Origin of the sequence: Flavobacterium sp. SLB02, from assembly GCF_009664855.1 — a bacterium.
Classification (GTDB): Bacteria; Bacteroidota; Bacteroidia; order Flavobacteriales; family Flavobacteriaceae; genus Flavobacterium.
The window spans coordinates 6225187-6247270 of the sequence record NZ_CP045928.1; the positions used below are offsets into that span (position 1 = coordinate 6225187).

Sequence of the window (22084 nt, forward strand, 5' to 3'; positions counted from 1 at the left end):
AAAAAACTTAGCAACTTAGCGTCTTAGAATCTTAGCCGCTTAAAAAAAAATCTAAATCAAAATATCGCTTTCCAGATCAGATTTTTCGATCTCGAAACCAAATCCTAAGCGTTCTACGAGCTCAATAACCAGCTTTTTATACCAGTTTTCAGATTTTGGATGAATGTATATCTTTTCAATTAATTGTTTAAGATCAACGTTTATTTTTAAACCGTCATTTAGTTTGATCTCACTTTTTGAAGTGTCGGTAAGAATGCGGACTTCACGCTCGTACTGGAAACTTTTTCTTTTAAATAGAAACGGGAAGAATAAATCATCAAACGGAATGTATTCTTTTTTATAGTCGATGTAATTGACCTCGCCAATATACTGGTCAAAATTATTTTCAGGTCTTACTGCTTTTTGTAATCTGCCAATAGTAGACTGAATGGCTAATCCTTCGCTGTTTTGAGTAAAAATCTGCCACATGGCAAACGATTCGTATTCGTTAATGTGCCAGCTGCTAATGGCTACTTTTTCGCGATGTGTCTTGTAATAACTTAAGAATTCTGGATTGTCAACGGCAAGTTTTTTGATCTCCTCAAAAGTAGGCTCGCTAAAAGTACCTTCGTACTGATCTTCAAATTTATCAGATCGGGACATGAATAATTTCTTCGACAATAATAAATCAAGAAATTTAGATAAGTCTAAGTATTTCCAAACAATGGTATCCGGATCATCAGGAAGTGTTATGTTTGGATTGTTGAGATACATTTTTTGAGTTTTAAGATTTATTCTAAAAAAAAAGCCACAGATTATACAAATAAATATATGATTTTAATTCTTTAGTAGAAAAATAATCCGTGTTAATCTGTGTAATCTGTGGCTAAAAGTTGATTCTTTTATTTTACGATTCAAAAGACTGCATCGTAACTAGTTTGTTATAAGTTCCGTTGTGTGCAATCAATTCGTCGTGAGTTCCTTGCTCAACGATTTTTCCTTTTTGCATTACAACTATAAGATCCGCTTTTTGAATGGTCGAAAGGCGGTGCGCAATTACAATCGAAGTTCTGTTTTGCATCATGTTCTCCAAAGCTACCTGAACAAATTTTTCGCTCTCAGTATCCAAAGCCGATGTTGCTTCATCCAGAATCATAATAGGAGGGTTTTTCAATACCGCACGGGCAATTGATAAACGTTGTTTTTGTCCTCCTGAAAGCTTGTTTCCACTGTCTCCAATGTTAGTGTAAATTCCTAAAGGCAATTCATTTACAAATTCAAAAGCATTAGCAATTTTTAGAGCTTCGATAATTTCGTCATCTGTAGCGTCTAATTTTCCTAATGAGATATTCGCTTTTATAGTATCATTAAACAAAATACTGTCTTGCGTAACCAATCCCATTAAACCACGAAGCGATTGTAAGTTCATGTCCTTTATGTTGATTCCGTCTATAGAAATCGTACCGTCATTTACATCATAAAAACGGGTCATTAGGTTGGCAATAGTACTTTTTCCACTTCCGGATTGCCCAACAAGGGCTACAGTTTGTCCTTTTTTAATGCTAAGAGAAAAGTCTTTTAGAACCGTTTCGTCCTGATATTTAAAATTGATATTTTTAACCTCAATACTATCATCAAAAGATGTTTTTACAATAGCATCAGGTTTAGAAGTAATTGGGTTTTCCTGATCTAAAATTTCAAGAACACGTTCTGCTGCGGCATTTCCTCTTTTTACTCCGTAAGAAGCTTTAGAAATCGCTTTTGCCGGAGTTAAGATATTATATGCTAATCCCATATAGGCGATAAAAGCAGCTCCATCTAAGCTTTTGTCAATTAAAACCATTTGTCCTCCGTACCATAATAAGATCGCAATTACAGTGATTCCCATAAATTCACTTGCAGGAGAGGCTAAGTTCTGGCGATTACCAATACTATTTGATAAGTTGAAAAAACGTTCTGTAGAATTTTGAAAAACGGTGTTGAAATAATTTTCAGAATTATATCCTTTTACCACCTTCAGGCCTCCAATAGTTTCTTCTATAGTCGATAAAAAAGTACCTTGTTCCTGTTGTGCTTTAGTAGATTGTTTTTTTAGCTGTTTTCCAATTAATGAAATAATATAACCAGAAACAGGAATAAAAATAAAAACAAAAAGCGTTAGTTTGGGACTAATAATCAGCATTGTAGTTATGGTGAAAATAATCGTCAGAGGTTCTTTTACGATAAGTTCCAGAATAGCCAGAAATGAGTTTTGAACCTCATTTACGTCAGCTGAAATTCTTGAGATAACATCTCCTTTTCTTTTTTCAGAATAAAAAGCCAAAGGCAGCTCCAGTGTTTTCTTGTACATTGCATTTCGCATATCTCTTAAAACACCATTTCGTAAAAAAGTGATAAAAAACATAGCGGCATAATCGGCTAAGTTTTTAAGCAAAAAGATCGAAATAATAATCGCGACCATTATCGATAAGACATACCCGGATTCATGCGTACCTTTTGTGGTGGTAATGTAATAGCTTAAATAATCCTGACCGTAATCCTGAATTTTTAAAATTCCATGATATACCGGTTTTTCCGTAATTTGTTTGTTTTTATCGAATAACACCTGAAGCATTGGTATTAAAGCAACAAACGAAAGCGTGCTAAAAAGCGCATACAAAACATTGAAAAAAATGTTTAAGAATGCATATTTTTTATACGGATATATAAAAGGAATTATTTTTTTTATGTTACTCATTTATTTATATATGTTTTTTTCTGCTTTAGCAATTACTCTTTCGAGTTTTTCAGTAATAATTCTATAATAATTTACTTAGAATTGTAGCTGAAATTGTGCAGACATTGTCTGCACAATTATAATTTATTGAAATAGAGTATTTTGATTTTTATCGTTATGCAATTTTAACTTTTAGTTGGATAATCAATCTGATTGCTATTTCTGTAATGTTATTATTTCAATTGCATTCCTGCAATGATATTTTGTATTTTTTGGTCTAAGAAACTTTCTGCAGCATCAAAATTGGCAACCGAATCTAATTCTGCATTAACACTAATGTAGAATTTAATTTTAGGCTCAGTTCCGCTTGGTCTTGCACAAATTTTAGAACCATCTTCAGTATAATATATCAATACGTTCGATTTGGGGATATCCATTGCAGATTCCTCACCAGTCAATAAATTCAAAGCAATCGATGATTGATAATCTTCCACCATAATTACTCTTTGTCCGCTGATTTCTTTCAAAGGATTTTGACGTAAATTAATCATCATCTGATTAATTTCCTCCAAACCTTCTATTCCTTTTTTGGTCAAAGAAACCAAGTATTCTTTATAAAAACCATTTTCAACATAAAGTTGTAAAAGCTCTTTGTAAACGCTGCTTCCTGCTGCTTTTGCCTGAGCTGCAACTTCGCATATTAATAATGTAGCTGCAACAGCATCTTTATCTCGTACGGCGTCACCCACCATAAAACCAAAGCTTTCTTCACCACCTCCAATAAATTCGAGTTCCGGGAAATCTTTGATCATTTTGGCAATCCATTTAAAACCAGTCAAACCAACTTTGCATTCTACGCCATAACTTGTGGCTAATTCCATCATCATCGGAGTAGAAACAATTGTAGAGCCTACAAATTGTTTACCATTGATTTTGCCTGCTTTTTTCCATTGTTTCAATAAGAAAGAAGTCATCAAAATCATCGTCTGATTACCGTTAAGCAAAATCATTTTGCCTTCGTTGTTTCTAACGGCAACACCAAGACGGTCGCAATCAGGATCAGTTCCTACAACAATATCAGAATTGGTTTTATCTGCCAATGCCAAAGCCATAGTCAAAGCTTCGGGCTCTTCAGGATTTGGAGATTTAACCGTTGGGAAATCACCGTTTGGCTCTGCCTGTTCAGGAACAATATGCACATTTGTATAACCCGCTTGCGATAAAGTATCAGGAATAGATTTTATAGAAGTTCCGTGCAACGAAGTAAAAACAATATGTAGATTATCTTTGGCTTTAGCCGGAGTATTAAAACTTGCGTTTTCGATAGATGATTTGACAAAAGCCTTGTCAATTTCAGTATCGATATATTCAATCAGACTTTCGTTTGCGTTAAATTTAATCTTATCGTAGCTTAAATTTTCGATTACATTGATAATGGCAGCATCTTGCGGAGGAACAATTTGTCCGCCATCTTCCCAATAAACTTTGTATCCGTTGTATTCTGGCGGATTATGAGAAGCCGTAAGTACGATTCCGCATTGGCAGCCTAAATATTTAAGAGCAAAAGACAATTCAGGAGTTGGTCTTAAATCAGAGAATAAGTAAACATGAATTCCGTTTGCTGAGAAAACGTCAGCCACAACTTTAGCCAGCGTATTACTGTTATGACGACAGTCATAAGCAATAACAACTTTTAAAGGCTGGTTTGGGAAAACCTGGTGTAAATAATCAGATAATCCCTGAGTATTTTTTCCAAGGGTATATTTGTTAATTCTGTTGTTTCCAACGCCCATAACACCGCGCATTCCGCCAGTTCCAAATTCAAGGTTTTTATAAAAACTTTCCTCAAGTTCCTTTGGTGAGGTAGTCATTAATTCCTTAACCGCAGCTTGTGTATCGTTGTCAAATGTAGGTGTTAACCATTCGTTTACAGCATTCAATATATTAGGTGCTATATTCATCATTCGTATATTTTTATAATTTTAATTTAAAATAGTAATAATTTTCAGGAGCTAATCCTGCTATCATTCTAATCTTTTTTATTGTAGAAAAAACAATAAAAAAGGATTTTCCCTTCTATCAGGGCTAGGACTTTACGTTAAAAATTAACCTCTCGGGCAACTTTATAACGTGCTTCATTGTTTTTAGTTCTCAGGATAATTTCACCAAGAAAACCAGCCAGGAATAACTGAGTTCCTAAAATCATAGTGGTTAAAGCAATAAAAAACCATGGATTACTGGTGATTAAGCTATATTTCATTCCGTTATACATATGGTACAATTTCGAAACGCCAATATAACCCGCCAGTAAAAATCCGATAATAAACATCAGAGAACCCATTGCTCCAAATAAGTGCATTGGTCTTTTTCCGAATCTTGACAAGAACCAAATTGTGATTAAATCAAGGAAACCGTTTATAAAACGTTCCATTCCAAATTTGGTTTCGCCATATTTACGTGCCTGGTGAATCACCACTTTTTCGCCAATTTTATTAAAACCGGCATTTTTGGCCAAAACAGGAATGTATCGGTGCATCTCGCCCGAAACTTCAATGTTTTTTACCACCGTATTTTTGTAGGCTTTTAATCCGCAGTTGAAATCATTCAATTCAACCCCTGAAGTTTTTCTGGCTGCCCAGTTAAAAAGTTTAGACGGAAGGTTTTTTGCCACTACAGAGTCGTAACGTTTCTTTTTCCAGCCCGAAACCAAATCAAATTTTTGAGCCGTGATCATTTCGTATAATCCTGGAATCTCATCCGGGCTATCCTGCAAATCGGCATCCATAGTAATAATAACGTCTCCTTGCGCTTTTGCAAAACCAGCATGAAGGGCCTGTGATTTTCCAAAGTTCTTCATGAAACGAATTCCCTTTACGTTAGGGTTTTCGTTAGAAAAACTTTCGATAATATTCCAAGAATCATCCGTACTTCCATCATCTACAAAAATGATTTCATAAGAGTAATTGTTAGATTGCATCACTTTAATAATCCACGAATAGAGTTCTTTTAGTGATTCCTCTTCGTTAAGAAGCGGTATAAGTATAGATAGATTCATTTATATTTTATTATAGACTTAAGGTTTGTCATTCTTTACTATTGCTCCAATAATTAAAGAATAAATTAATCCAATTAATGAATACATGACAAGTGTTACTGGAAGAACAATTAATGGGTTCATGAATTTTTTAACCATGCTAAGTCCCATTTCTAATTCTTTTGACGATATATTAGGATTCTGAGTTATCATTCCTTCTTTAGAAATTTCTAACATTTCGTTTATGAATTCAGGAAATATCAGATTAAAAATCACACTAAATACGGCATATACCAGACCTGCAATAACAGTAATTGAAACTCCTGTTTTTAAACATTCAGAAAAAGATATGAATCCATTGTTGATATCCTTCTTATAATGATTGCAACCTAAGTATATAAATATAAGAGGCAGAACTAAATAGTTGGCTATATTTACAATTACTCCAACACTTGAGTTTACTAATGATTTCATGCCAATTACATACATAATGACAAACTCTAAAACCATTATAACACCGAACAAAAGACCGTACATAGTTCCCGACTTGGCAGGAGATATATTTTTATCCATATAATTATTAGTTTAATTAATCCACAAATATAGCAATTCCCAATATATGAGAGATAAAAAAGCTTTTTGAATTTAACTAAAAAAAAGTGGGATAAACATTTGTAGATTAAAAAAGAATTGTAAATTTGCAAACTGAAATAATTAAAAGTTTTAAACAAAAAAAGAGTATCCTTTGTTTACACCTTTTTCTAACCATGAAAAAGCTTCAAAATAGAAATGCTCTAAACAATAAAATAAAAAGAAAAGATGAAAAAAGGAATTCACCCAGAAAATTACAGATTAGTTGCATTTAAAGACATGTCAAATGACGAAGTTTTTATCACTAAATCTACTGCAGATACAAAAGAAACAATTGAAGTTGACGGAGTTGAGTATCCAGTTGTAAAAATGGAGATTTCTAGAACATCTCACCCTTTTTATACTGGTAAATCTAAACTTATCGATACTGCAGGACGTATTGATAAATTCAAAACTAAATATGCAAAACACGTTAAAAACTAATAACTGTTTTTACTTATACAAAAGCCTTCCAATCCGGAAGGCTTTTTTTATGGGATTATTTTTGCTTTAATAACATCGATTTTTAACCACAGAGCTCACAAAGGTTTCTGAAAGTTTACAAAGATTTTAGTGAAGTTTTATTAAAACAAGTTCGCAAAGCTTGGTGTTCTTTGTGTTTTTACAAAATTCTGCTGAAAAAAAACTTTGTGCACTCTGTGGTAAAATTTCAATATGCGATTTCAATCGGTTTTATGAAACCAATAAAATATTTGTAACTTTGATCTCGATAACCAAATCAAGATTTTAACAAGTACAAATTTTATATTTATGAATTACATTCTTTTTGACGGTCCCGTCCGGAATGCTTTACTACCTTTTACTTTTACAAGACCTGTTGCTGACATACTAATCGGAATCATGACGATTCGCCAAAAATGGGAAGCGCGTTTAGGTTCGACCATAACAACGATTACCGAAGATTACTTATCAACCAAATTCCCAATGGTGGAAATGGAAGAAAATGTGATGATCAATGCGGCATATTTACCAAATGATACCCTTGCAGAACTGGTTTCTGATTTAAAAGAAAATCAAGCCATCTTTAAAGGGGAGGATGTTATCGCTTTTTTTACTACAGAAAATCAGGAAGAAGTAGATTTTGATTCATACGAAATCATCCAATATAACGGAGATGCTCTGACTGTAGAACATACATGGGATATTTTCTCTAAAAACGACGCGGCGATTCGTGAAGATTTTATTTACCTAACCGAAGACAGAAAATCGCAGCCCATCCCAAAAAGCGTAAATGTTATAGCGCCTGAGAATGTTTTTATCGAAGAAGGAGCAAAACTAGAGTTTGTTACGCTGAATGCTTCAACAGGACCTATATATATAGGTAAGAATGCCGAAATTATGGAAGGAACCGTAATTCGTGGTCCTTTTGCTTTATGCGAAAATTCACAGGTAAAGCTAAACGCCAAAGTGTACGGTGCAACAACAGTTGGTCCGGGATCAAGAATAGGGGGAGAAGTTAAAAATTCGATTCTTTTTGCCAATTCAAACAAAGGGCACGACGGATTTTTAGGAGATTCTGTTTTAGGCGAATGGTGTAATATTGGAGCTGATAGTAATAATTCGAACCTGAAAAATAACTATGAAGAAGTAAAATTATGGAGTTACGAAACCGAAGGTTTTGCCAAAACCGGACTTCAGTTTTGTGGTTTGATGATGGGAGATCATAGTAAATGCGGAATCAACACGATGTTTAATACCGGAACTGTAGTAGGAGTAAGTGCCAATATTTTCGGAAGTGGTTTTCCTCGCAATTTTGTACCGAGTTTTTCCTGGGGTGGAGCTGCCGGATTTACTACTTATGTAACCAAAAAAGCATTTGAAACTGCCAAATTAGTGATGGGAAGACGAAATATAGATTTCGACGAAACAGAATCTGCCATCTTAGAGCATATTTTTGAGGAAACTAAAAAATGGAGAAAAGACTGATTTTAATTAGATAATTAGTCAATTTGATAATGAGATAATAATAGTAAACCCGATGAGTTGTAGAACTTGTCGGGTTTTGTTTTTGCATTTTTTGCCACAGATTATAAAATTAAAAAAGATTTTTTTGAAAACGCTATACTTTTTTTAGAGAAATAATCAGTGATAATCCTATAATCTGTGGCAAAAAATTAATGTAAGATTTTAGTTAAATACTATTTATCGATTTTAGTAAAATCTCCTTTTAAGTTGAATTTTAATTCTAAACCGTTGGTGAGTTTCGTTTCGTAGCCAAAAGTTCCTATTTCAATTTTGGTTATTTTCTCTTTGCGAAAGTTTGTTTTTACATACGAAGCGATTTTTTTCGGGATAATAGACGAAGGAATTTTATCCCCATTACCGTCTACTTCTCTCCAGTTTCCTTTTTTATCAAATTCGATTTCGGTTTTATTGTCAAACTGAACTTTGTATTCTGTAGAAAGTAATTCTTTGTCCTCTAGTATATAGCTGGGCTTTTTTGATCCGTAGTGAGTTTTTAAAAAAGTTTGAGCATTTGCCGGTAAAGCTTCTTTTTTAATAACGGTTTTTTGTGCATTTGCAGAAAGTCCAAATATTAATCCTGCAATTAGGCAGGCTATCAAGTTTAATTTCATTCTCATAATTTGCTGATTTTAATTGTTATACAAGATAAGGCTAAATTTTTAAAGATGTAAGAATATAGATTTGAATTTAAAAGAGGAAATAGCTTAAACCAGAAAAGCTCCGACTTTAATTTCGGAGCTTTTTTTAGTATTATGTATGATTCTTATTGATCAATTCGAAGGAAATTTCCCTGAAGATCAAAAACTAAATCTAAATCATTAGAAAGTTCAACTTCGACAGTTGTTTTTTCGTTATCAATAGAAGTCACAAACTGATTAGGGTAATTTGTTGTTACATACGTTTGTATTTTCTCCGGAATCAGAGCAACAGGAACTGCCTGATGATTCCCGTCTATATCGATCCAGTTTCCATTGGCATCAAAATCAATTTCGAAATTATTGCTTAGTTTAACATCATAAATAGATCCGTCTATATCAGCAATATTTTGCTTTGTTATAGTAACATAAGTCGTGTTAGGGAAATAAGTCGTAACAAATGTATCTGCAGCTTTTGGTAAATCGCTAACATTAATTACAGATTCGTTATTATCATCGTCACTATCGCATGATGTAGTGGTAAATAAAAGTGATAAAGCGATAAAGCCGGTTAAAAATATTTTTTTCATGATTGTATTATTTAATTTGATGTTGTTTAATTATCGATTCTTAAAAAATTCCCTTTTGAGTTAAATTCCAGTTCTATGCCATTGCTTAAATCTACTTCGTAGCCCCAGGTTCCTTTGTCGATTTTAGTAACTGTGGTATTGGGAAAATTTGTTTTTATGTAAGCCGCAATATTTTTAGGAATTACAGTAGCGGGAATTGTTTGGTGATTACCATCGACTTCTTCCCAATTTCCTTTTCCGTCAAATTCTACCTCAATGTTGTTGGCAAATCTTACTTTGTAATCTTTAGAGAATGTTTCTTTATCCTCAATTATAGAAGTTGGTTCCTGTCCTGTAAAATGAGTCTTTAAAAAAGTTTGTGCATTTGCAGGTAAAGCAGCTTTTGTAATCACTGATTTTTGTGCATTTGCAGAAAGTCCAAATGTTAATCCTACAACTAGGCATGCAGCCAGATTTAATTTCGTTTTCATAATTGTGTGTTTTAATTCTGATACAAGTGTATAACCTGAATTTGGAAACAATTAGGAAAGGAAGAAAAATACTACTTTTTTGGAAAAATAATTTTGAATTGGTGATTATTGGTAAATAGATATTCGATCGTAATAGAATAATTATTGATAATAGATTTCACGATCGATAAACCTAAACCGGTAGACTCGTTTGTCGTAGTATGACGGTAGAATCTATTAAAGATAAGGTCTGAGTTTAAAGGAAAATTATTGCCGCTATTCGAGATTGTGATGTTGTTTTTATTGATGATGAAATTCACAAAACCGTTATGATGATTGTGTATTAAAGCATTCTTTAATAAATTACTAATCAAAGCAATCGCCAGACCTTTATTCATTTTAAAATATAAAGTATCATTTTGGGTTACCGTAATTTTTACTTCTTTAAAATCGGCCAGATCAAAATAGTCTTCTGTTAGTACTAAAATAAGTTTATTGAAATTAACATCTTCCTCTTCAGAAAATTGTTGGTTTTCGATTTTCGACAACATCAGCAAAGATTTGTTCAATCTCGTTAATCGGCTTAAGGTATCGGTAATTTTTCCTATTTCCATTAATTGCTCATCGGCAAGAACACTATTTTCTGCAAACAATTCGAGTTTGTTGATGCTAATGGCCAAAGGCGTTTGCAATTCGTGAGAAGCATTTTCGATAAATTGTTTTTGGCTTGAATAAATCGATTCATTACGATTGAGCATTTTCTCGACTTCTTTTTCCAGAATATTAAATTCGTCAATAGGAGAATCGATTGCTTTTAGTTGGCTTCCGGTTCCTAGTTTTATTTCTTTCAGATTTTCTAAAATGGTGTAAAAAGATTTCCAGATTTTCTGTAATAATAAATGGTTAACGGCCAGAATGCTAATAACAAGCATAACATATAAACCTATTAAGGCCAGAAATAAATCTTCGAGTAACTCATCTTCTTCAACAATCGAGGCTTTTATGGTCAATTCATAAGGATTTCCTTTATCATCATTAAAAACAGTTTTTAAAGTTCGAATGGGTTCATCGTCGTTATCATATTCCATAAATTCTTTTGAGGTCGAAAATTCCTCTTTATTAGAATATTCCCCTTTAGGAAGTGGTTTTATGGTAAATTTATTGATTCCGAATTCAGGAGAGTTCAATAATTCCTTATTGGCAAAAGCATGACGAATGATCATGATTTTGGAGTTCTTTAAATCATCATCAATATTGTCATATACTTCATCTAAAATCAGCACATAAAAAATCCCTGCCCAAATTGGGATTACAAGCAATAATGTTATGGCCAGATAGCGAAGAGTATAATTTTGTAATTTCATTAATTCATTTTATATCCAATACCATAAACCGCCTGAATATCAACTTCGGCATCACTGTCTTTTAGTTTTTTTCGTAAATTTTTAATCTGCGAATATACAAAATCTAAATTGTCTGCCTGATCGGTATGGTCGCCCCAAACATATTCCGCAATAGCGGTTTTATTTATAAGTCGGTTTGGGTTAATGATGAAATAGTAGAGCAAATCAAATTCCTTTCTATTTAAAATTAGCTCTTTACTATCTATAGAAACCGTTCTTTGTTCCGGAGAAAGCGTTACGTTTTTCCAGACAATCAGATTATCTCCATTATGATTGTTCCTGCGTATGGCGGATTTGATTCTGGCATGCAATTCAGATAAATGAAAAGGTTTACTCAAATAATCATCTGCACCCAGATCGAGTCCTTTTACTTTATCATCGACAGCATCTTTTGCCGAAATAATAATCACGGCACTTTGCTTTTTTTGTCGTTTTAATTCTTGCAGTAAATCCAGTCCGTTTCCGTTTGGGAGCATGATATCAATTAAAATGCAATCATAATCATAAGCGCCCAATTTGTCTAGCCCCGAAATATAATCATATGCAGTTTCTACAATATATTTCTCTTTTTCAAGTGATTGTTGTACCACTTCACGTAAACCAGCTTCATCCTCTATTATTAAAATTTTCATCTTTTGCCTGTTTTGTGTATTTCAAATGTATGAATACAAGTTCAAAATAAAACCCCGTTTCTGGAAACATTTGGGAACATTTTTTTTAATTAGAAAATTAGTCAATGTGTCAATTAGATAATTTGTTGAGTGTGGTAAAAAATATGTCATTATGATATTTTTCATTTTAAGATTTTTCTAATGGGCACATTCTCAAATTGGCAAATTTTCTAATTCAGAAATTATCTAATTATCTCATTGGCACATTCTAATTAAAATCTATCTTTGCGCTTTCAAAAAAACACTTGCTAAGAAGTCTAAAAATCTAAGCAGTCTAAAAATCTAAAAATCTAAATGATTACAGTTAACGACATTTCGGTTCAGTTTGGTGGAACTACATTATTTAGCGATGTTTCTTTTGCTATAAATGAAAATGATAAAATTGCCCTTATGGGTAAAAATGGTGCGGGAAAATCGACACTTTTAAAAATAATTGCAGGTCAGAGCAAACCTTCTACGGGAAGTATTTCTACTCCAAAAGATGCTGTTGTAGCATATTTGCCTCAGCATTTATTGACTAAAGATGGTTCGACTGTAATGGAAGAAGCCTCAAAAGCTTTTGGTGAAATTTTTAAAATGAAAGCTGAAATCGATGAAATCAATGAACAATTAACCGTTCGTACCGATTACGAAAGTGATGCTTACATGAAATTGATCGAAAGAGTTTCTGACTTAAGTGAAAAATTTTATGCTATCGAAGAAATAAATTACGAAGCAGAAGTTGAAAAAATATTAGTTGGTTTAGGTTTTGAGCGTGAAGATTTTACACGTCAGACTTCTGAATTTTCAGGAGGATGGAGAATGCGTATTGAATTGGCTAAAATCTTATTGCAAAAGCCGGATTTGATTTTACTGGATGAGCCAACCAACCACATGGATATTGAAAGTATTCAATGGTTAGAAGAATTCCTGATCAATTCTGCAAAAGCGGTTGTAGTAATTTCGCACGATAGAGCGTTTGTGGATAATATTACCAATCGTACTATCGAAGTTACAATGGGAAGAATCTACGATTATAAAGCGAAGTATTCTCATTACTTAGAATTAAGAAAAGATCGTCGTGTACACCAACAAAAAGCGTATGATGAGCAACAAAAAATGATTGCTGATAACAGAGCTTTTATTGATCGTTTTAAAGGAACTTTTTCTAAAACAGATGCCGTTCAGTCTCGTGTTAAAATGCTTGAAAAATTAGTTATCGTACAAGTTGATGAAGTAGATAACTCAGCTTTGAAATTAAAATTCCCACCAGCAGCACGTTCAGGACAATATCCGGTTGTAGTAAAAGAACTTTCTAAATCATACGGAGATCATGTGGTTTTTAAAGATGCTAATATTGTGATCGAAAGAGGCGAGAAAGTGGCCTTTGTAGGTAAAAATGGTGAAGGAAAATCAACTATGATCAAAGCGATCATGAAAGAAATTGGTATCGATGAAGGAAGTGTAGAAATTGGACACAATTCTCAAATTGGATATTTTGCACAAAACCAGGCTTCTTTATTAGACGAAAATGCTACGATTTTTGAAACCATCGATAATATTGCCGTTGGAGACGTTCGTACACAAATAAAAAATATTCTTGGAGCTTTTATGTTTCAGGGAGATGATATTACCAAGAAGGTAAAAGTACTTTCAGGAGGAGAAAAAACACGTTTAGCAATGATCAAATTATTGTTGGAACCTGTTAACTTACTGATTCTGGATGAGCCTTCGAATCACTTAGATATGAAGACTAAGGATATCATTAAAGATGCTTTACGTGACTTCGACGGAACTTTAATCCTGGTTTCGCACGACCGTGATTTCCTTGACGGATTAGCTACTAAAGTTTTTGAGTTTGGAAACAAACGTGTCAAAGAACATTTTGAAGATGTCGCTGGTTTCCTTGCTCATAAAAAAATGGATTCTATGCGAGAGATTGAGAAGTAATCTAGTTAAAAATATAATAATATCAAGGGCGTTAGTTAATTCTAACGCCTTTTTTTTATTAAAAAATATAGAAAAATAATTATTAAACAAATGTTAAAAACATGATATAAATCAGAACTGCAATTATAAGGATTAGATAATTTTAGTAGAGTAAAATAGGGCTGTAAGTAGCTTGGTTTTTATAAAATAAAATAATCTAAACTTTTATTATGAACGTTTTAAATAAATTTTTCTCCAAAAAGATTGTACTTCTACTCTTTTTATTTCCCTTTTTATCAAGTGGGCAAACAACAGATTCTAATGCCCAAACTGAAGTAAAGTATCCGCAATTTAAAGTGCAGGGACTTTTTCAGGGACGCTACTTAAGTGGCTTTTCGCATGGTATAGATGCCACAACAGGACTTCAACATACAAATGGTGATGCGGTCGAAGATACTTTTGATATTAAAAGAATGCGTCTGGGGCTTACCACCAAATTAGGTGAAGGTTTTGATATCGTTATTCTGGCCAATTTTGCTGATTTTAAATCAGATCCCAAAGGAAAGGTTTTAGAGAATGCTTTTGCAAGATACACTTTTAGTAAAAATATCGGTGTTATGGCAGGTCAGTTTAGACCCGCTTTTGGAATCGAGGAATTAAATCCTGCTGACATTCTTAGATCATTTGATTACTCCAATCAATATACTGAATTTGGAAACAATGGATGGGCGAGTTTTCAAATTGGAGCTTCTGTTTTTGGAAGTTTTAATCTAGGTAAACTACCCGTTAGTTATGCTTTTTCTGCTGTAAATGGTAATGGAAGAAACCAAGTGTCAGACAAAGACGATGGTAAACAATATTCTTCGCGTTTTGCTTTTGAACTAGATAAAAAACATAATATCAATTTTGGAATTAATGGTGGTATTGGTGAGGTTTTTAATCACAAAGTCTTTGCAGTTGCACTAGATCTTACAGCTGATTTCAAATTGTCAGATAAATTAATATTACAAACTCAGCTTGAAGCAAAACAAGGAATCAATCATTACCTGTATTATTCTTTAGCTGCAGATTCAAGAACAACAAATATTAATGATTATGAAATGCGTGGCGCTTATTTCCTGCCTAATTTGAGATATGAAATCAAATATCAAAAATTAACTGCCATAGAATTTTCGTGTCGTTATGAATATTTTGACAGAAGCTTCAAAATCAATTCAAACGCCAGACAAACTTATACTCCAATGGCAGGTTTGGAATTTGGAAAAGGGTATACCGGACGCATCGAAATGGGAATGCAGTTCGATAACTACAAACACAATATAGCAAATTCTACAGCATACGATAACAACCTGTTTATTATACAATTTCAAGGCAGGTTTTTCTAAATATCACCCATTAACAAATATTTAAAATATAATTAAAATGAAAATAAGTGTAAAAATGCGTCTTTGTCTTTTTATGATAATTACGGGAGTTACTTTTGGTTTTGCAAATAAGGCAGAGAGCAAAACCAAAGAAAGTATAGTTGTAGAACAAAAAATAGCCGATGTTCCTATTCCGGATGTTTCGAAGGCAATTGATGCAAAAGAAACTACTGCTAGGCAAAAAGCACAAGGTGATTCGGTTAAGAAAGCAGAAACAAACACTGAAAAAGCAATACCGGCAAATGCCCCATTTTTGTTTTGGAGCCAATTGGTTTTACTTCTTGTAATTATTTATTTCGGAATAAAATATGGAGGAATTGCCTTGGGTATGCTTGGTGGTTTAGGTGTTACCTTATTAGTGTTTTTATATGGAGTAGAACCGGGAAAACCTCCAATAGAAGTAATGCTAATTATTCTTGCGGTCGTTACCACATCATCATCATTAGAAGCGACAGGAGCACTGAATTTAATTGTAAGTTATGCTGAGAAATTGCTGCGTAAAAATCCAAATAAAATTGTGTTTTTAGCACCATTAACAAGTTTTACTCTTACTATGCTTGTAGGTACAGGACATGCGGTTTATCCTTTATTACCTGTTATTTATGATGTTTCGATAAAGAATAAAATTCGCCCGGAACGCCCAATGGCAATGGCAGCAATTTGTAGTCAGTTAGGAATTACGGCAAGTCCAATTTCGGCAGCTGCAGCAGCATTGGTTGGAATTTTTGCAGCAGCCAATTTACATGTAAGTCTTATAGATATTCTAAAAATTACAATTCCGTCTTGTCTTGCCGGTTTGCTTCTTGCAGCACTTTGGAGCTTGAAAAGAGGAAAAGATTTAGAAAACGATCCTGATTTTCAGGAAAAAATAAAAGATGAAGAACAACGAAAATACATTTTTGGAGATTTAGAGAAACAAACGAACAAGTTTGAAAAAAAATCTAAAACAGCTTTAGCACTTTTCCTGCTGGGAATTTTAGGAATTGTAATTATTGCTATTTTTCCCGAAGCGATACTTCCATTAGATAAAGAGGGAAATCCTTTAAAAATGAGTATCGTATTGCAATTTGTAATGCTTGCAGTTGGTGCGATAATACTTTTTGCAACAAAAATATCAGCTAAAAGTATTTCTGATACCAAAGTATTTAATGCAGGGATGGTAGCTGCAATTATGATTTTTGGTATTGCCTGGATGAGTGATACGGTAATAGAAAACAATAAACCTTACATCTTGTCGCTTATTAGCGAAACTGTAACGGCACATCCGTGGACTTTTGCCCTGGCAATGTTTTGCGCCTCTGCATTCCTGAAAAGTCAGGCTGCAACATTGTTAGTTATTATGCCTCTGGGAATTTCTTTAGGGATTCCGACACCGGTATTGATTGCTTGTATACCAGCTTCATATGCGTATTTCTTCTTCTGTTTTTATCCTAGTGATTTGGCCGCAATAAATTTTGACAGATCCGGAACAACAAAAGCGGGTTCATGGATATTAAATCATAGTTTCATGATTCCGGGGATGATTGCAGTTTGGACCGCGGTTATTGTAGGGTTTGGATTGGTGAAATTATTATGAGTTAATTTATTATTATTTACAGTTTTGTTAATTTAAAAAAAGCACAAGAGGGATCTTGTGCTTTTTTATTGTTTTTAAATGAGATGTTTTAAACTTCTTTCAAAACGCTTTTCTTTTTTAAGTATAACGCAATATAAGCTGCAATAAAACAAACTATGCCTATGATAACCATGTTCCAAATAGGTTTTGTGGTTTGAGAAAAAGTTCCCTTTTCTATGATCAATATTCGAAAAGCTTTTAGGAAATGCGTTAACGGAATCACATTCGCAATTGCCTGAACAGCCTGTGGCATTTGACTTAAAGGCCAGGTAAATCCGCTTAAGATGAAACTTGGAGTTGCAATAACCATTAAAATCTCAGTAGCTTTTAATTGGCTTGGAACTAAAATACTCACCAGAATACCAATAAAAGAAACCGAAAGCACAAATATGCCGGCAATAAAAGTAAGCGGCAATAAATTTTCGTAAAAAGGTAATCGGAACCATAAAGTAAAAAGCCAGTAAATGAACCAAATACCAAAGCTCATAATCATGTAGGGAATCATTTTTACAGCTAATAGATTTAAAATTGATGGGCACCTTTTTACTAAATCTTCAAAAGTTCCATTTTCGAATTCTGATGCAAATGAAAGCGCTAATCCTAATAAAAGTACTTGTTGTAAAACAGTCGCCAAAACACCCGGCCAAAGAAAATACATATAATTGGTGCTCCGGTTGTATTTTTTTATGAAAGTAGTTTTAAAAGGTTCGTATTGCGATGCCAGTAAATTTTCAGGAACGCCTTGTTTTCTTAAGGTTTCAATTTGAACTCCGGCTTTCAATGTTCCAAGACAAACCTGTATGGCTGTTGAAGCATAATTGGCGGTTAGAACATTTGAGGTGTTTACTATAGTGGTAATCTCCGGATACTTTTTGGTAAGTGTCATTTTTTCAAAATCCTTCGGAATAATAACAACACAAGTCGCTTCTTTTTGAATGGCAATTTGCGAAAGATTGTTTTGATCATACAAGATTGAAGCAATCGAAAGCACCTCATTATCCTCAAACATCTGAATGGCTTTTGAGCTTAATTCAGAGTGATCCTGATCAACAATGATGATAGGTAAATCGGTCACTTTGCCTTTTCCGTATACATAACCCAATAAAACGCCATAGAGAATTGGTGCTCCAATAAAAAGCAATCTCAGGACTTTATTGCTCCAGAATAATCTGAATTCCCGTTTAAGCAATGAAAAGAAATTTTGCATAGTTCTAAAGAGATAAAGTAACAGTGGTTTTGGTAATAAGATCTTTTGTTCCGTCTACGTTAGAAGGTGTTATTTTTATTTCGAATAAACTTTCCTGCATTTCATAATCCGGATATGCGGTTGCAATATTCCCGTAAGCTCCAAGTTGTTTTATGGTAGAAATCGTTCCTTTTATATCTTCTTTTTTATATGGAACATGAACCGTTATTTGCTGACCTTTTTTAAATTGTCCCAATTGATTTTCTGGTATGGTAAATCTAAAATAAGTACTATTGGCAATATATCCGTTGAATAAAGTATAACCAGGTAAAGCCAGTTCGCCAAGATTTAGAGTAATAGTTTCGATACTCATATTTTGTGGTGCAATTATATAACGTTCCTTATCAGCAGTTTCTACCTCCTGCAATGCGCCAAGAGCTCTGTCTTGCTGACCAAGAGCCATTGTTTGTTGTTCGATACGGGCACCTTTTTTGGCGTCGTCCAATTCGGCAACCACGGCATTATATTGTGCCTGAGCGCCTTGATATTTGGCAAAAGTTTCATCATAAGTTTGTTGTGATATCAAAGAATCTTTTAGCATGTTGGTCAGTCGCTTAATTGATTTTTGAGCAAATTCATATTGTTCTTTTAACCCCATTTTTTTGGCTTCAAGCTGTTTGATTTGATTTTCGGTCGCTCCTTTTACAGCCATTTTATATTGTGCTTTGGCCGATATTACAGCGCCTTCGGCCTGACTTTTTTTAGCATCTACTTCCGGAATATCAAGGATCGCAAGCGTATCTCCTTTCTGGACAATATCTCCTTCTTTGACAAAGATTTTTAAAATTTTGCCCGGAATTTTACTCACAACGGCAATTTGTTCTTTTTCTATTTTTCCCTGAATTACATTTTCTTTTTTAGCTTTTTGACAGCTTATAAAAATGAAAATTAAACTGATTATGATGATTACTTTTTTCATAAAATAGAACTTTTATTTAGATAATTTTTTTGATAGATCGCCGGTAGCAATGATGGTTTCAATGGCTGATAATCGCTGTTCGATTAAAGTAGTGGTTTTATTTACCGATGCCTTATAAGAATCATTTTCGGCTTCCAAACGTTCAGATATGTTGATCAAACCTTCTTTATATTGTTTTATGGCCAGATTCAAATTGTTGCCTGCTACTTTTTCCTGTTGTTGCGTAATGTTGATTTTTTGAGTCAGAACGCTATAATCAACAAAGTTTTTTTCGAGAAGTAATTCTAACTTTTCTTTGGTATCGTCGATCTGGTTCTGAACTTGTTCTATGTTTATCTTGGCTTCGTGTACTTTGTGTTTTCTTTCAAAACCTGAAAAAACTTCCCATTTCATGGCCGCGCCCACAACCCAGTTGTTGCTAATCGTTGCTTCGTTTAATCCTAAATATAAAGCTTCGTTTATTCCTGTAATGATTGGTGTTGTCGCATTTGCATTAAATAAACTCGAATACGAAACACCTCCAAACGCGCCTAAAGTAGGTAAGTAAGTGCCTTTTTCCTTTTTTAATAAATATTCGTAAGCGGTTTTAAACGACTCCAGAGCTTTTATCTCCTGCTTGTTTTGCGTGCTTAATTTTTCATCTGTAATTAAATACGGAACCAAATTGTATTGAACTTGCTCAATTTCAGTAATAGAATATCCTGTCAGATATTGAATCTTTTTATAAACCAATCTTCGTTTTCCGTCCAGTTCAATTTTTTTTGAAGCCAGTTCTAATGATGCCAATTTAATTTTATCTCTGTCATACGGAACAGCAAGTCCTTGTTCTATGGCTTTTGTAACACGTTTGGTTTCTGTTTCCAGTCGGTTTTCGCTATCTTTTATAAGTTGGTCTATTTGTTTTAATAGCTCAAGTTGGTCAAATGTATTAATGACGTCTTTTATGATTTGATCTTTTTCAGATTCTTTTAAAAATTCAGTTCCTTTGGTTTTTTCTTGAATTGCCTTGGCTCCGTTCGGGATTTGCATTCCGCTAAAGAGAACTGTTTTGGCCATTACACTTCCGTTAAAAATATTTCCGTAATTTTTAAAAGCCGTTTTCCCATCAAATAATGGATAATTTACAATAGGTATGGTAGCCGTAGGAAGATCGACGGTTAGTTTATTATCAAAATAAGTATATAGCGCGCTGGCTTCAACAGTAGGGATATACTTGTTCCAAACACCTTTTTCCTGAAGATTTAATTTCTCTATATCCAGGTCTTTATTTTTTAATGAAACACTCTTTTCTATTGCTTTATTTATAGCATCTTCAAGAGTTCTCGAAACTTCAATCTGACCGTAGCTGTAAGTTAGTGAAAGAAAGAAAATGAAAATAGGTAAATGTTTTCTCATCGTAATTTTGTTTCTTAAAGTTGTAATAAATCTTAAAGAGTATTTTGTAAGATATTATAAAAGAAAGATATCTTAAGAGGTTGAGGGGTATTTACAAAGTTAAGAATATTAATCTTACATTAGAAGCTTTGTTGCAAGTAAAATGGTTTAGAAAAAATACGTTTAGACTGTTTTTTGTCTCAATTATAGAAAGTTATGTAATGATGTTAAATTCTTACGTTTTTTTTATACCTTAGTCATCATAATTCTATTTAACTAATTATTAACATGAAAAAGCGCTTCTTATTTTTTGCTATTGTAATGACTGGTTTATTTAGTCTGCCTGTATTTTCTCAAACAGATAATGAGCCTGTTGCTTTAGGTTTACCAGGGGACAATCTTAATTTGTATGCAGTATTGGATATTTTTCAAAAATCTAAAACTTTAGAAGATTTCGAAAAAGCATTAAACGATCCGGATAATAAGGTTAATAATTTAGATTTAAATAATGATGGAGAAATCGATTATATCGAGGTCGAGAGTCATAAGGAAGGCAATACACATGTAATTGTGCTTCAGGTTGCTGTTAATAATAACGAAACACAAGATGTCGCTGTTATCGAAGTTGATAAAGATAAAAAGAATAATGTGCACGTTCAGGCCATTGGCGATGAAGATTTATATGGTAAAAATTATATTGTAGAACCTTCAGATAGTGTTTCAGGGACACCAAATCCCGGTTATAAAAGTGATGGTAGTGTAATTGTAAATAATAACACAACCAATAATTATAATACAACAACCACTAACCCGAGTTATGTAAGTCCTAGTGTGAGCGCATGGCCAGTTGTATTATTTTTATTTTCGCCTGTATATGTTGCTTATAGATCTCCATGGCATTGGGGATATTATCCTGCTTACTGGCATCCGTGGCGTCCGGTTTATTACCATGATTATTGGGGTTATCACGGACATTATTACGGAAGTCCTTATTATCGCAGAACGGTTGTAATAAGAAATCCAAGATATTACAATAACTATGTGTCAAGAAGAAATACATCGGTAATCGTGAGAGATAACCGTACAAACGGTCGCTATAATACTACCTATAATGGCAGGGATTATAAAAGACCGGCGCCGGTAACTTCTACCAGACCAACCCGACCAGGAAATACAACGAGACCAGCAACACGTCCGACTAACCCTTCGACAAGGCCGGGAAATACAACCCGACCTGTAACGCGTCCTACTAATCCATCGACAAGACCAGCAAATACAACAAGACCTGTAAAGCGTCCTGTAACTCCAACCAATCCTTCAACCCGACCTGCCGTACGGCCAACACAGCCTACAACAAGGCCAACTACGCGACCGGTTACTCCAACTAATCCGTCTACACGCCAGGCTGTTAGACCAACACAACCCGTAGCAAGACCAGCAACGACCAGACCGGCGAATGGAGGTTCGAATAGAAGATAAGAGTAAGAGCTCGAAATTTTACAATT

At 33.7% G+C, this 22084-nt stretch carries 19 protein-coding genes; 6 read left to right on the plus strand and 13 right to left on the minus strand.

Annotated elements, in window-relative coordinates; translation table 11 throughout:
• Nucleotides 1-51: 51 nt before the first annotated feature.
• The 5 genes from GIY83_RS24135 to GIY83_RS24155 form a co-directional block, all read right to left on the minus strand.
• The gene (locus tag GIY83_RS24135; RefSeq protein ID WP_194616793.1) at nucleotides 52-753 is read right to left on the minus strand and encodes a hypothetical protein; all 702 of its coding nucleotides are present in this window, start codon (nucleotides 751-753) and stop codon (nucleotides 52-54) included.
• 133 nt (nucleotides 754-886) lie between these two features.
• Entirely contained in the window at nucleotides 887-2716 is a 1830-nt protein-coding gene (locus GIY83_RS24140; protein WP_194616792.1) for an ABC transporter ATP-binding protein, read from the minus strand.
• Nucleotides 2717-2928: 212 nt separating this feature from the next.
• Nucleotides 2929-4656, minus strand: coding sequence for a phospho-sugar mutase (locus GIY83_RS24145; RefSeq protein ID WP_208687258.1), 1728 nt, complete (start codon nucleotides 4654-4656; stop codon nucleotides 2929-2931).
• Nucleotides 4657-4793: 137 nt separating this feature from the next.
• A complete protein-coding gene (locus GIY83_RS24150) occupies nucleotides 4794-5750 on the minus strand; it encodes a glycosyltransferase family 2 protein (protein WP_194616791.1) in 957 nt (318 codons plus the stop codon).
• Nucleotides 5751-5768: 18 nt separating this feature from the next.
• Nucleotides 5769-6302, minus strand: a complete 534-nt coding sequence (locus GIY83_RS24155; RefSeq protein WP_194616790.1) for a DUF4199 domain-containing protein — start codon at nucleotides 6300-6302, stop codon at nucleotides 5769-5771.
• A gap of 246 nt (nucleotides 6303-6548) precedes the next feature.
• Here GIY83_RS24155 and GIY83_RS24160 point away from each other — a divergent pair, with 246 nt between their 5' ends.
• On the plus strand, nucleotides 6549-6803 hold the full coding sequence (locus GIY83_RS24160) for a type B 50S ribosomal protein L31 (protein ID WP_029272307.1): 255 nt from the start codon (nucleotides 6549-6551) through the stop codon (nucleotides 6801-6803).
• Between the two features lie 327 nt (nucleotides 6804-7130).
• Nucleotides 7131-8306: a GlmU family protein gene (locus tag GIY83_RS24165; protein WP_208683892.1), complete on the plus strand. Its 1176-nt coding sequence runs from the start codon at nucleotides 7131-7133 to the stop codon at nucleotides 8304-8306.
• A 212-nt stretch (nucleotides 8307-8518) separates the two neighbouring features.
• On the opposite strand, the gene GIY83_RS24170 is transcribed toward GIY83_RS24165, so the two are convergent.
• From GIY83_RS24170 to GIY83_RS24190, 5 genes are all read right to left on the minus strand, one after another.
• Entirely contained in the window at nucleotides 8519-8962 is a 444-nt protein-coding gene (locus GIY83_RS24170) for a PepSY-like domain-containing protein (RefSeq protein WP_208683893.1), read from the minus strand.
• A 146-nt stretch (nucleotides 8963-9108) separates the two neighbouring features.
• Nucleotides 9109-9570: a PepSY-like domain-containing protein gene (locus GIY83_RS24175; protein WP_208683894.1), complete on the minus strand. Its 462-nt coding sequence runs from the start codon at nucleotides 9568-9570 to the stop codon at nucleotides 9109-9111.
• Between the two features lie 26 nt (nucleotides 9571-9596).
• On the minus strand, nucleotides 9597-10040 hold the full coding sequence (locus GIY83_RS24180; protein WP_208683896.1) for a PepSY-like domain-containing protein: 444 nt from the start codon (nucleotides 10038-10040) through the stop codon (nucleotides 9597-9599).
• A 71-nt stretch (nucleotides 10041-10111) separates the two neighbouring features.
• A complete protein-coding gene (locus tag GIY83_RS24185) occupies nucleotides 10112-11383 on the minus strand; it encodes a cell wall metabolism sensor histidine kinase WalK (protein ID WP_208683898.1) in 1272 nt (423 codons plus the stop codon).
• A complete protein-coding gene (locus GIY83_RS24190) occupies nucleotides 11383-12054 on the minus strand; it encodes a response regulator transcription factor (protein WP_208683900.1) in 672 nt (223 codons plus the stop codon). Before GIY83_RS24190 ends, GIY83_RS24185 begins: the two co-directional genes overlap by 1 nt.
• A gap of 333 nt (nucleotides 12055-12387) precedes the next feature.
• On the opposite strand from GIY83_RS24190, the gene GIY83_RS24195 reads away from it, so the two are divergent.
• The 3 genes from GIY83_RS24195 (at nucleotide 12388) to GIY83_RS24205 (ending at nucleotide 17001) form a co-directional block, all read left to right on the plus strand.
• A complete protein-coding gene (locus GIY83_RS24195) occupies nucleotides 12388-14022 on the plus strand; it encodes an ABC-F family ATP-binding cassette domain-containing protein (RefSeq protein ID WP_194616783.1) in 1635 nt (544 codons plus the stop codon).
• Nucleotides 14023-14231: 209 nt separating this feature from the next.
• Nucleotides 14232-15386: a porin gene (locus GIY83_RS24200; RefSeq protein ID WP_208683902.1), complete on the plus strand. Its 1155-nt coding sequence runs from the start codon at nucleotides 14232-14234 to the stop codon at nucleotides 15384-15386.
• A 37-nt stretch (nucleotides 15387-15423) separates the two neighbouring features.
• Entirely contained in the window at nucleotides 15424-17001 is a 1578-nt protein-coding gene (locus tag GIY83_RS24205) for an anaerobic C4-dicarboxylate transporter (RefSeq protein ID WP_229029167.1), read from the plus strand.
• 88 nt (nucleotides 17002-17089) lie between these two features.
• Here GIY83_RS24205 and GIY83_RS24210 read toward each other — a convergent pair whose 3' ends face one another.
• The 3 genes from GIY83_RS24210 to GIY83_RS24220 are packed head-to-tail and all read right to left on the minus strand — an operon-like array spanning nucleotide 17090 to nucleotide 20600.
• A complete protein-coding gene (locus GIY83_RS24210) occupies nucleotides 17090-18247 on the minus strand; it encodes an ABC transporter permease (RefSeq protein WP_208683903.1) in 1158 nt (385 codons plus the stop codon).
• A 4-nt stretch (nucleotides 18248-18251) separates the two neighbouring features.
• Entirely contained in the window at nucleotides 18252-19205 is a 954-nt protein-coding gene (locus tag GIY83_RS24215) for an HlyD family secretion protein (protein WP_194616781.1), read from the minus strand.
• A gap of 12 nt (nucleotides 19206-19217) precedes the next feature.
• Nucleotides 19218-20600, minus strand: coding sequence for a TolC family protein (locus tag GIY83_RS24220; protein ID WP_229029168.1), 1383 nt, complete (start codon nucleotides 20598-20600; stop codon nucleotides 19218-19220).
• Between the two features lie 267 nt (nucleotides 20601-20867).
• Between GIY83_RS24220 and GIY83_RS24225 the strand changes: the two genes are divergently transcribed.
• The gene (locus GIY83_RS24225) at nucleotides 20868-22058 is read left to right on the plus strand and encodes a hypothetical protein (RefSeq protein WP_194616780.1); all 1191 of its coding nucleotides are present in this window, start codon (nucleotides 20868-20870) and stop codon (nucleotides 22056-22058) included.
• Nucleotides 22059-22084 lie beyond the last annotated feature (26 nt).

Bases quoted from the DNA above. Each gene is read 5' to 3' on its own strand.
- GIY83_RS24135 (WP_194616793.1), bottom strand. From the start codon at position 753: ATGTATCTCAACAATCCAAACATAACACTTCCTGATGATCCGGATACC.
- GIY83_RS24140 (WP_194616792.1), bottom strand. From the start codon at position 2,716: ATGAGTAACATAAAAAAAATAATTCCTTTTATATATCCGTATAAAAAA.
- GIY83_RS24145 (WP_208687258.1), bottom strand. From the start codon at position 4,656: ATGAATATAGCACCTAATATATTGAATGCTGTAAACGAATGGTTAACA.
- GIY83_RS24150 (WP_194616791.1), bottom strand. From the start codon at position 5,750: ATGAATCTATCTATACTTATACCGCTTCTTAACGAAGAGGAATCACTA.
- GIY83_RS24155 (WP_194616790.1), bottom strand. From the start codon at position 6,302: ATGGATAAAAATATATCTCCTGCCAAGTCGGGAACTATGTACGGTCTT.
- GIY83_RS24160 (WP_029272307.1), top strand. From the start codon at position 6,549: ATGAAAAAAGGAATTCACCCAGAAAATTACAGATTAGTTGCATTTAAA.
- GIY83_RS24165 (WP_208683892.1), top strand. From the start codon at position 7,131: ATGAATTACATTCTTTTTGACGGTCCCGTCCGGAATGCTTTACTACCT.
- GIY83_RS24170 (WP_208683893.1), bottom strand. From the start codon at position 8,962: ATGAGAATGAAATTAAACTTGATAGCCTGCCTAATTGCAGGATTAATA.
- GIY83_RS24175 (WP_208683894.1), bottom strand. From the start codon at position 9,570: ATGAAAAAAATATTTTTAACCGGCTTTATCGCTTTATCACTTTTATTT.
- GIY83_RS24180 (WP_208683896.1), bottom strand. From the start codon at position 10,040: ATGAAAACGAAATTAAATCTGGCTGCATGCCTAGTTGTAGGATTAACA.
- GIY83_RS24185 (WP_208683898.1), bottom strand. From the start codon at position 11,383: ATGAAATTACAAAATTATACTCTTCGCTATCTGGCCATAACATTATTG.
- GIY83_RS24190 (WP_208683900.1), bottom strand. From the start codon at position 12,054: ATGAAAATTTTAATAATAGAGGATGAAGCTGGTTTACGTGAAGTGGTA.
- GIY83_RS24195 (WP_194616783.1), top strand. From the start codon at position 12,388: ATGATTACAGTTAACGACATTTCGGTTCAGTTTGGTGGAACTACATTA.
- GIY83_RS24200 (WP_208683902.1), top strand. From the start codon at position 14,232: ATGAACGTTTTAAATAAATTTTTCTCCAAAAAGATTGTACTTCTACTC.
- GIY83_RS24205 (WP_229029167.1), top strand. From the start codon at position 15,424: ATGAAAATAAGTGTAAAAATGCGTCTTTGTCTTTTTATGATAATTACG.
- GIY83_RS24210 (WP_208683903.1), bottom strand. From the start codon at position 18,247: ATGCAAAATTTCTTTTCATTGCTTAAACGGGAATTCAGATTATTCTGG.
- GIY83_RS24215 (WP_194616781.1), bottom strand. From the start codon at position 19,205: ATGAAAAAAGTAATCATCATAATCAGTTTAATTTTCATTTTTATAAGC.
- GIY83_RS24220 (WP_229029168.1), bottom strand. From the start codon at position 20,600: ATGAGAAAACATTTACCTATTTTCATTTTCTTTCTTTCACTAACTTAC.
- GIY83_RS24225 (WP_194616780.1), top strand. From the start codon at position 20,868: ATGAAAAAGCGCTTCTTATTTTTTGCTATTGTAATGACTGGTTTATTT.